8 protein-coding genes are annotated in these 7663 nt (G+C 68.0%); 4 read left to right on the top strand and 4 right to left on the bottom strand.

What is annotated here, in order from left to right; genetic code table 11:
- The 4 genes from ABD086_RS11625 to ABD086_RS11610 all read right to left on the bottom strand — a co-directional run.
- A partial coding sequence (locus ABD086_RS11625; RefSeq protein ID WP_343907695.1) for an FAD binding domain-containing protein occupies positions 1-735 on the bottom strand: 735 nt, incomplete at its 3' end.
- Positions 732-1598, bottom strand: a complete 867-nt coding sequence (locus ABD086_RS11620; RefSeq protein WP_343907694.1) for a nitrilase-related carbon-nitrogen hydrolase — start codon at positions 1596-1598, stop codon at positions 732-734. The genes ABD086_RS11625 and ABD086_RS11620, both read right to left, overlap by 4 nt.
- A gap of 11 nt (positions 1599-1609) precedes the next feature.
- The gene (locus ABD086_RS11615; RefSeq protein WP_343907693.1) at positions 1610-2419 is read right to left on the bottom strand and encodes a cupin domain-containing protein; all 810 of its coding nucleotides are present in this window, start codon (positions 2417-2419) and stop codon (positions 1610-1612) included.
- 83 nt (positions 2420-2502) lie between these two features.
- Entirely contained in the window at positions 2503-3138 is a 636-nt protein-coding gene (locus ABD086_RS11610; RefSeq protein ID WP_343907692.1) for a helix-turn-helix domain-containing protein, read from the bottom strand.
- Positions 3139-3567: 429 nt separating this feature from the next.
- Between ABD086_RS11610 and ABD086_RS11605 the strand changes: the two genes are divergently transcribed.
- From ABD086_RS11605 to ABD086_RS11590, 4 genes are all read left to right on the top strand, one after another.
- The gene (locus ABD086_RS11605; protein WP_343907691.1) at positions 3568-4560 is read left to right on the top strand and encodes a Rieske 2Fe-2S domain-containing protein; all 993 of its coding nucleotides are present in this window, start codon (positions 3568-3570) and stop codon (positions 4558-4560) included.
- Between the two features lies 1 nt (position 4561).
- Positions 4562-5509, top strand: coding sequence for a PDR/VanB family oxidoreductase (locus ABD086_RS11600; protein WP_343907690.1), 948 nt, complete (start codon positions 4562-4564; stop codon positions 5507-5509).
- 44 nt (positions 5510-5553) lie between these two features.
- Positions 5554-6720: an MFS transporter gene (locus ABD086_RS11595; protein WP_343907689.1), complete on the top strand. Its 1167-nt coding sequence runs from the start codon at positions 5554-5556 to the stop codon at positions 6718-6720.
- A gap of 288 nt (positions 6721-7008) precedes the next feature.
- On the top strand, positions 7009-7663 hold a 655-nt coding region (locus ABD086_RS11590), incomplete at its 3' end, for a CoA transferase subunit A (RefSeq protein ID WP_343907688.1).

The following is a 7663-nucleotide window of genomic DNA, read 5'->3' as shown; positions in this document are numbered from 1 at the left end:
CGCGACGGACTCGCTCGTGAACGGCTGGCCGAGCAGGGAGGACTCGGCGGCGGCACTTCGGAACGGCACCTCGTGCACACCACCCAGGCTGACCCGGGCCTCGGCCACGACCCCGTCGACCAGGCGAACGGCCCCCGTCGTCGTCACGATGCCGAAGTCACCGGCGCGCCGGGCGAACTCGGCGATGCCTGCGACCCAGTGCTGGTCGAGGAGCGGGAGGGTGACCGCAACGAGAATCTCGTCGGGCTCCAGCGCGGTGGTGAAGATCGACTGGAAGAAGTCGGCCGCCGGGATCGTCCGCTCCCCACGAGCCTGGCTCACCGCGATCATCTGCGCGTCGAGCAATGCCGCGACCTGGCACCATTCCGACGCCGCGTCGCAATGGGCGATCGACCCACCGAAGGTGCCGCGAGTGCGGATGGGGAGGTGACCGACGTGCCCTGCCGCTTCACGCAGAAGGTCCCCCAGCGGCCCGCTGTGCTCATTGCGCTGGACGTCGATGTGCCGGGTGCGCGTCGCGATGCGCAGCCGGTCGCCGTCGACGGTGATGCCGTCGAGACCGGGGATCCGGTTGATGTCGATGAGCCGGGACGGGCTGGCCAGCCGGAAGTTCATCATCGGCACGAGGCTCTGTCCGCCGGCCAGGACCTTGCTCTCCTCCGGGTCCTCGGCGAGCATGGCGAGCGCCTCGTCCAGGCTGTCGGGCCTGTAGTACTCGAATGCGCTCGGCTTCACAGGGACTCTCCTCCGTATTCCAGGCCGTACACGTCGGTGCGCCTATCGTCGCGCGGTCTGATCAGCTCGCCACGCAGCCGTGCCGCTCGGACCGCCTCGAGGTCGACCTCGACCAGTGCCGAGTCCGCCTCGAGGCGTGAAAGCGGTCCGACCAGCAGGTCGCCGTACCCGTCGACGGCCACCGAGCCGCCCAGGGTCGCGGGCCCGCCGTGCGAAGCGCCGGCGACCTGGCTGACCGCGACGACCGCGACCTGATCCAGGTTGGCTTGGGCGATGACCCCGTCGACATGTCGGGTGGCGCCGCTGGTGGGCACCCTGCTGTCGAAACCGCCAACCCATGCCGCTGGCGCCAGGACCAGTTCAGCGCCGCGCAGCGACATCACGCGCAGCACTTCTACAAAGCGCAGGTCATAGCAGATGCACACGCCGAGTCGACCCACTCGGGTGTCAGCCACAGGCAGACCGAGGTCCCCGGGCGAGTAGACATGCTTCTCTGCGTCGAACAGGTGCAGCTTGCGGTAGTGCAGGACCGGGCCGTCGCCGTCGGCCACGACGACCGTGTTGAAGAAGTCAGATCCGTCGCGCTCGCAGAACCCGTAGGCCACCAGGCCGTCGCCACGGGCGGCGACGGCGGTCATGGCCGCCAAGCTGGGTCCGTCGAGCGGCTCTGCCACGTCGGCGACGGTGTCGGCCTCGATGACGTAGCCGCTGACGGCCAGCTCAGGCATGACGACCAGGTCCGCTCCGGCGTCGAACGCGGCGCGACTCCGGTGCACCATCATCGTGCGGTTGGCGTCTGCCGTGCCGGCACGAACGCAGATCTGCTCCAGGGCGACCGAGATGATCGAAGGCGAGCCGGTCATGGTGTGTGCCGTCAGGCTCCTGCCGCGCCGAGGAGCGCGTCCACGTCCACGCCCGCGTTGCGGAGCATGTCGACGTCGGCCGGGCAGGGCCCGCCGACACTCACCACGCGCTCGCCCAGGTCCGCGGCGACGGCGTGCCAGAATCCGATCTGGATGTGCACGGTGTCGCCGGGTCCGAAGGGCAGCTTCTCGCCGGTGGTGACGTTCTCCGCGGTCCCATGACCCTCGAGGATGTGAATGGTGTCCTCCGAGACGGCGTGCACGTGCTCCTTGTTGCGCTCGCCGGGCTCGAGCACCACGTAGTTCATGTTCGCGGTCTCGGCGCCGGCCCCCAGCCAGACGACGAGCCGCGCGTCCTTGGAGATGAAGGGCACCATCAAGCCTGGACGGTCCCGGTGGTGAATGGCGATCGCGGACTCCGACAGCGGCTCGGTCGGGCGCTCACCGATCTGAGGGTCGACGGGGCTCGGACCCCCGACCAGGCGGGCGCCGGACGCGCTCTCGAAGGAGTAGACGCTTCGCCCCGGCACGTGGATCATGCTGCCCTCGCCGAGCGAGTGGGACACGCTGCCACTCTCGACGTGCTCGAGGAGGGTCACGGTGCCTTCAACCACGTAGTACACCGCCTCGCCGGGGTGGGCCAGCGGCCGGCTGGTCGCGCCGGCGCCGAGGACGAGATCGTAGAAGCTGCGGCACACCGCCCCCTGGGCAGGTCCGACGATCTCACGCCAGCTGCCTCCGGAGACGAAGCCCAGGTCCGGGCCCCACTCAGCCGGACGGATGACGGCCAACCCGGCCGACGTGGTCAGTTCGTTGGTCACGTCCGCAACGTAACATTCAACGTCATCGAAAATCTATGACCTAAGTTGAATCAGCCCAAAATCGGTCGGCTGAGCGTGTGCGCTTACTCCGCGTCGAGGTTGACCCACACGGCGACGGCGACGTCGTCTCCGGGGTTGCTGATCCGATGCGGCTTGGTCGAGTTGTAGGCGATGACATCGCCGGGCCTCAGGACGTGCTGCTCGCCGTCGAGCTCGACCGTCAGGGCGCCGGAGATCAGGACGCCGAACTCCCGGCCGTCGTGGTGGGTCGCGACCGGTCCGCTGGCTCCGCCCGCCTCGTAGGTGTTCACGGCGAGCTCCAGGCCGGCCAGCACGTCGTGGTGCGCGACGCGGCGGATGGTGCCTTCGCTGGTGCGCATGACGGTCTGCTCCTCGACGGGAGTGACGGGAGATGCCTCGATGTGCGCGGGGTGGTCGAACAGGTCGTACATGTGGACCCCCAGCGCGGACGCCACTGAAACGAGCGTTCCGACCGATGCCGTGGCGACGCCGCGCTCCAACATGCTCAGCATCGAGACGCTCACCCCGGTGCGATCAGCCACGTCCTTGAGGGTGAGGTTCTGACGCGAGCGCAGCGTGCGGATGCGTGCGCCGACCATCGCGATCGTCTGGTCGGTCGCCGACGGCTGGTCCTTCGCCGTCCCCTGCGGCCCGCGGCCGTGCTTCGGTGTCGCCGCACTGGCGTCCTTGGGGGTCATGGGTCACTCCGATTCAACGAAGGGTCCGACTGGTGGTGTCGGCCCGCGACCTTCGAGCCGGACAGCCACCCCGGGTAGGTTTTCAGCCTGGGTGAAGGTGGTCAAGCGGCCTGGGGGAACCTCTGCTCGGTGGCCGATTTCAGCCAGATTAACTCATCGTAACGCTCAGTCAGGCGATGTGAGCCATCCACTTCGTGACAAACGCCTGACCTGGCGCGGACTCGGCGTATTTGACATTTCCTCTTGCACGGTTCGAGACCGAGGCCTACGCTTCAACACGATTGAATCGATCGGTCAGGAGGTTGTCATGGCTCGGATCGAAACGCAGTTCGAGGAGTTCCGCCGGGGACTCGTGCACGGGGGCGACTGGGCTCTGATCGTCGGCTGCGCTCAGCCGACCATTCGCCCTTGAACCCACCGGAGAGCATCATGTCCCAGCCCGCGCTTGCTCGTTTCTGGCATCCCATCTGCACGTCCGACGAGGTGACGGAGCAGCCCCGTCGTTTCACGCTCCTCGACGACTTCGTCGTCGCCTTCCGTGACGAGAACTGCGTCGCGGCCTTCCGCGATCTCTGCATCCACCGCGGAGCCGCGCTCTCACTCGGCTGGGTCCGCGACGGCACCCTCGTGTGTCCCTACCACGGTTGGCAGTACGACCGGAGTGGGGCATGCGTGAAGATCCCCTCGCGTCCGGCTGACGCGCCGATCCCGGCCGCGGCCAAGGCTCAGGCGTACCACGTCCAGGAGAAGTACGGCCTGGTCTGGGTCGGGATGGAAGAGCCGGCGGCGGACATCCCGCTCTTCCCCGGTGACGTCTACGGCAAGCCGGGCTGGAAGTCCTTCATCAGCTACCGCGAGGTCTGGAACACCTCGGCGGCGCGAGCGGTGGAGAACTTCATGGACTTCTCCCACTTCCCGTACGTGCACACCGGCATCCTCGGCACCGAGGAGACCGCGGAGATCGCCCCCTACACGGTGGAGAAGCGAGAAGACGGGCTCTTCTACTTCCTGGAGCAGGAGGAGCCAAGTGAGCTGTACGGCGCAGGCGGCAAGCAGAAGGTCCGCTACGAGTACACGCTCGTGGTGCCGTTCACGATCCACCTTAAGAAGATCGAGCTCGGAACCGGCCGTGAGACGATCATCAGCCAGCTGACGCTGCCCCGGACCTCGAAGACCACCGAGCTCTTCGTGTTCATCCTCCGGAACCACTCCCTGGACGAGGCCGACACCCCGTTCCAGGAGTTCACCAACAACATCATGGAGCAGGACCGGGTCGTGGTGCAGAGCCAGCGGCCCGAGGAGCTGCCGGACTCCCTGCGCGAGGAGCTGCACATCAAGGTCCCGGACGCCGCGAGCCTGCTCTATCGTCAGCGTCTGGCGTCGCTGGCGAAGGTCGAGGTCTTCGGGCCGTACGGCGCGTGACATGTCCGCCGAGCTCCACCTGGTCCGCGTGGCCGGTCGATCGAACCTTGCCGACGGTGTCGTGGGTCTGACCCTCGAGCCGGTGGACGGTGCGCTGCCGCGCTGGACTCCGGGTGCGCACATCGACCTGGTCCTTCCGTCGGGCATCGTCCGCCAGTACTCCTTGTGCGGGCCGCTCACGTCCGACAGCTACGAGATCGCCGTGCTGCGCGAACCGAAGAGCCGTGGAGGATCCGAGGAGGTCCACAAGAGTCTTCGGCCAGGCATGGAGCTGAAGATCCATGGGCCGCGCAACCGATTCGCGCTCGAGAGGGCGGACGACTACCTCTTCATCGCCGGCGGCATCGGCATCACGCCGCTGCTGCCGATGATCGAGGCCGTCGATGGCCTGGGTCTGTCGTGGCGACTGGTCTACGGCGGTCGCTCCCGCGCCACGATGGCCTTCCTCGACATCCTCGAGCTGTACGAGAACGTGGTGGTCCTCCCACAGGACGAGTACGGACTGATCGACGTGGCGGGCGAGTTGGCGGACCGCCCGGGTGCCGCTGTCTACGCCTGTGGTCCGACACCGCTGATCGACGCCGTGCAGGCTGCGGTCGCCTTCTCGGGCGCCGGTCCACTCCACGTCGAGCGGTTCGTCTCGGTTCCCGTCGAGCTCGATGCCGGTGCCCCACCAGCCTCCGCCTTCGAAGTGCAACTGGGGGCCGACGGCCCGGTCGTAGCGGTCGCTGACGACCAATCGATCCTCGACGCCCTGCTCGGGGCGGGAGTCGATGTCCTCTTCTCCTGTGAAGAGGGCACCTGCGGGAGCTGTCAGACGCGGGTTCTGGCCGGCGAGGTCGACCACCGGGATGGACTGCTCACGGAGCAGGAGCGAGCCGACGGCGACATGCTGATCTGCGTGTCGCGGTGCACGTCGGGCCGGCTGGTGCTGGACGTGACGGCGTAACGGCCACGTCGATGGATCGAGGGCGTGCTCTGACGTTCATCTCTGTGCTTCTCGTGGCCGCTTGCCTGCGTCCGGCGATCACGAGTGTGGGCCCGCTGCTGGGGGACATCGCGAAGGACGCTGCCCTCGGCGAGCTCCGGCAGGGGCTCCTCGGCGCCATTCCGCTGGTCATGTTCGCTGTCTGTTCCCCCTTGGCGGGAATGGCGGCACGACCCAAGGGCATGGAGTTCGCCGTCCTGACCGCGCTCGCTGTGCTCGCGGTGGGGATCGTGGTGAGGTCGGTCGGGGGCGGTAGCGGGCTGTGGATCGGCACCGCGCTGGCGGGTGCAGCGGTGGCCGTCGCCAACGTGCTGACTCCCGCTCTGATCAAGCGAGACTTCGCGAAGGCAGCCCTGACCATGGCCGTGTTCACCACGGTCCTCTCCGGGTTCGCCGCCATCGCCTCGGGAACGGCGGTACCGCTGTCCGACGCATTGGGCGGATGGCGTCCAGCACTGTTGTCCTGGGTGCTGCTGCCTGTCGTGGTCGGTTCGCTCTGGGTGTGGCGCAGCGCGTCTGTCCGCGACAAGGAGAAGTCGTTGCCCGCGCCTCCGCGGGCGGCGTCCATCGGGCTCCTGATTCGTTCTCCGGGAGCGTGGCAGGTGACCGTGTTCTTCGGGCTCCAGTCGGCGACCTTCTACACCGTCGTCACCTGGCTTCCGTCGATCGAGCACTCGTTTGGTGTCGACGACCGGATGGCTGGCGTCCACCTGCTCGTCTACCAGGTGCTCGGCTCTGCCTGTGGGCTGGTGATCGGGGTTCTGATGGAGCGCACCGTCGACCAGCGCCTCGCCGCCGTCGGCATCAGCGTGCCGGTCGTTGTCGCGATGCTCGGACTTGCTGTGGCCCCGCACGCAGCCCTGGTCTGGGTGGTGCTGGCTGCAGCAGGTGCGGGAGCCGCGCTGACGGTGGCGCTGGCGCTCGTGGTCCTCCGGAGCACGACGAGCGAGGAAACGGCTGCGCTGTCGGCGATGGCGCAGTCGGTCGGCTATCTGATTGCAGCGCTCGGCCCGTTGGGTGCTGGCTTGCTCGCCGACCTGTGGGGCTGGCGGGCCGTTCTGTTCAGTACTGCCGGAGTGGCGGCGTGTCAGTCAGTGCTCGCGCTCTGGGCCGGTAGGACCACGCCAGTCGGCGATCGAACAAGGGAGAGGTGCAATGTCGGATCTGGGTGAGGTCACCTTCGGGCCGGCTCCGGACGAGTCGCTCTGGAGAAGATGCGCTCGTCGTCTCGTTGCGGGGGTGAGCTACTCGGGCCTCGCGAACCGTGAGAGCTGGGATCTGGACGGACTGATCGACCACGCAGCATTCTGCTCGCGGTCCGACTCTGCTGTCCGCGGCCCTGGCTCGGCCCCGTCCGCTCAGTGAACGTGTCGGAGCATGCGGGTTCAGCCATCGAGTGATTCCGGGAGGATTGGGGCGGTGCGATTGACCGGTCCGGCCGGTGGCCGTTCGATGTCGACATGGACAAGGTGGTGACCTCGGCCACAGAGGCGGTGGCGGACATCCCGGACGGCGCGACGCTGTCGGTGGGGGGCTTCGGGCTGTGCGGGATCCCGTCGGTGCTGATCGACGCGTTGCTGCAGGCCGGCACGACGGACCTGGAGGCGGTGTCGAACAACTGCGGCGTCGACGACTGGGGCCTGGGCCGGCTGCTGGCGCAGAAGCGGATCCGGCGGATGATCTCGTCGTACGTGGGGGAGAACAAGGAGTTCGCGCGGCAGTACCTGTCGGGTGAGCTGGAGGTGGAGCTGACCCCGCAGGGCACGCTGGCGGAGCGGATGCGGGCGGGTGGGTCGGGCATCCCGGCGTTCTTCACCGCCACCGGCGTGGGGACCCAGGTGGCCGAGGGCGGGCTGCCGTGGAAGTACGACGCCGACGGCAACGTGGTGGTGTCCTCCCCGCCGAAGCAGACCCAGACCTTCGAGACCGCCGAGGGGCCGAAGGAGTTCGTGCTCGAGCACGCGATCGTCGCGGACTTCGGGCTGGTGCGGGCCTGGAAGGGTGACCGGCACGGCAACCTCGTCTACCGCGACTCCGCGCGCAACTTCAACCCGCTGGCCGCGATGTGCGGGCGGACCACGATCGCGGAGGTCGAGGAGCTCGTCGAGCCGGGTG

This window comes from Nocardioides aquiterrae (assembly GCF_039526625.1).
Classification (GTDB): Bacteria; Actinomycetota; Actinomycetes; order Propionibacteriales; family Nocardioidaceae; genus Nocardioides; species Nocardioides aquiterrae.
Note: the sequence above shows the minus strand (reverse complement) of the source record. Positions and strands in the feature narration are given on the sequence as shown.